The following is a 1885-nucleotide window of genomic DNA, read 5'->3' on the forward strand; positions in this document are numbered from 1 at the left end:
TTCGATCTACCGGCTTTGAGCTGCTCGAGGCCGATTTGAATCTCGGATTGAAGCGATGACAGCTTTCTAACGCGTTCCTGTTCAAACTGATGCAGAATACGGAGAGCATCGCGAACTACCTCGGATGATGACCCGTAAAGCCCCGACTGGACTTTGTCATGAACCCATTTTTCGAGTTCCGGTGTAAGTGACACATTCATGGCTCTAAGGTAGGTTTATGGCGAGAATTGTCAAACTTCGTTATTTGGCCATCGCTAAGGTGATACGACGACGGCTTCGGCCAACGCCACCACGTCTGCGCTGGTTGATTTGCTTGGTTTGTGGCGAAAGGGGCGAGCGTTTGCTGGAGTTGTCTGCAAGACTTGCTCTGAACGAAGCCGCTGCGCGGCAACTTGAAGTAGCTTTCATCATTTGAGTTGGAGGGTTGGCAGCCCCTTGCGAGGCTGCCAGGACGAGAGAGAATGCGACACCCAAAAAGACCTCCATCCGGTCCGCTACAACCTTATATACGCGTCGCTCAAGGCGTTCGCCGAGCACCTCAGTCTCCTCGGCAAGAGCCTTGGCGGCGCCAAGGCCTACTACCGGCATTTGCGGCTCTCGTCTGGGCATTCTGGGGCCCGCCCCGAGGTCGTTGCCCCAGAAGCGCCTGCATGAGTGCCTGGTGGAGCTAGCCGTGAAGGATCCAACTGATGCGTGTGCGAGCCCCCAAGAGGCATTTCTCGGATGCGAACTTCACCCCATCGCCTTCGAAGATCTAGGAACGGTAGTTAACCTCTATTGATTACGTGGTAGATAGCTCCGGAGTATTCAATGCGAGGAGATCTTGGCATGGCGGTAGGGTGGGTTCCCTTTGCAATGTCAAACATTACGGTTTGACCCCTTTTGTACCTTTTCTTTGAATGCTTCGAAGATCAATTCTTCTTTCTATGCAGGATAGTCTATTCTTCGTTGTTTTTCGCTTCTTTAATTCTGTAAATGGTGATCGTGCTTATCGTAAGAGCAAAGGCTCCAGCGATGATCTCAACAACAGGAGGAATCTCAGTTCTTTTGTGGTACGATTTCTTGCCTGTAAGTGTGTGGGAAATGCCGATGAAGAGTAGGAATGCACCAAAGAAACCACAGAAAACTGGGTATGCGTATCCTTTGGGCTTATCCTGCTTTTCTTTTTTCATTTTCTCGTCGAACGTCAAGCTCTCACGACGAGCGCTTGCGCTCGTTGTGAGAAGCGCCTTGTTCTGACCTTCTTTCTATTTCAGAGATTGCTTCGATCAGGGTCCAAAACAACTGGTCTTTGGATGCAGATGATCTGATAACTAAATGCCTATTTCCGTTATCGTGTACCTCAATTAGGAACGTCAATGTGTCATGGATAATATCTGTATTAGGATTTGGGTCAGGCAATTCCCAGTTCCAGATTTCATCGAGTTTTAGTTCATTATTTTTTAGTTCTTTCAGTCGAACAGCGCTTACCTTGTCTATGCGCTCTATCGTTGTATTCGAGAATCCTTTTTTCTGAATAATGATACCGTCGCCATTTTCGACTTCGAGTAGCTCGAAAACTCTGAAATTTGAACCTATTCCACCATACGATAGCATCCTAAATCCAAAACCTTTTGTCTTTTCCGGAAGTGCTGGACCACAGTAGTTTTCGTACCTCTCCGAAATCTGATCAAATACTTCTACAGCGTCGTACTTTTCAAAATACGATTTCGTTTCTTCGGGAAGCACTGAGACTGTGCAGCCTGAAAGAAACGTAACTAGCATTAGGAGCAGGTATTTCATCTTTTCAGAACGTCAAATCCACACGATGGCGGCTTCGGTTGTGGTTCCAAGTCTGTTGATGTTGATTTTCATGGAGTCGTTATGAAAGGGGCGAGCGTTTGCC

Annotated in this window: 4 protein-coding genes; 1 reads left to right on the top strand and 3 read right to left on the bottom strand. The window is 47.7% G+C overall.

The genetic code is table 11. The features are described from left to right. On the bottom strand, positions 1–200 hold a 200-nt coding region (locus QEH57_RS24610), incomplete at its 3' end, for a type II toxin-antitoxin system ParD family antitoxin (RefSeq protein ID WP_309009464.1). A 211-nt stretch (positions 201–411) separates the two neighbouring features. Here QEH57_RS24610 and QEH57_RS24615 point away from each other — a divergent pair. Then, entirely contained in the window at positions 412–654 is a 243-nt protein-coding gene (locus QEH57_RS24615; RefSeq protein WP_309009465.1) for a hypothetical protein, read from the top strand. Positions 655–938: 284 nt separating this feature from the next. Here the strand turns inward: QEH57_RS24615 and QEH57_RS24620 are convergent, their stop codons facing one another. Both QEH57_RS24620 and QEH57_RS24625 read right to left on the bottom strand, forming a co-directional pair. Further along, positions 939–1172 (bottom strand): hypothetical protein, encoded by a 234-nt coding sequence (locus QEH57_RS24620; protein ID WP_309009466.1) that lies wholly within the window; start codon positions 1170–1172, stop codon positions 939–941. 22 nt (positions 1173–1194) lie between these two features. Continuing rightward, positions 1195–1782, bottom strand: coding sequence for a hypothetical protein (locus QEH57_RS24625; RefSeq protein WP_309009467.1), 588 nt, complete (start codon positions 1780–1782; stop codon positions 1195–1197). Between the last annotated feature and the right edge of the window lie 103 nt (positions 1783–1885).

Source organism: Pelagicoccus sp. SDUM812005 (assembly GCF_031127875.1).
Taxonomy (GTDB): domain Bacteria; phylum Verrucomicrobiota; class Verrucomicrobiia; order Opitutales; family Opitutaceae; genus Pelagicoccus.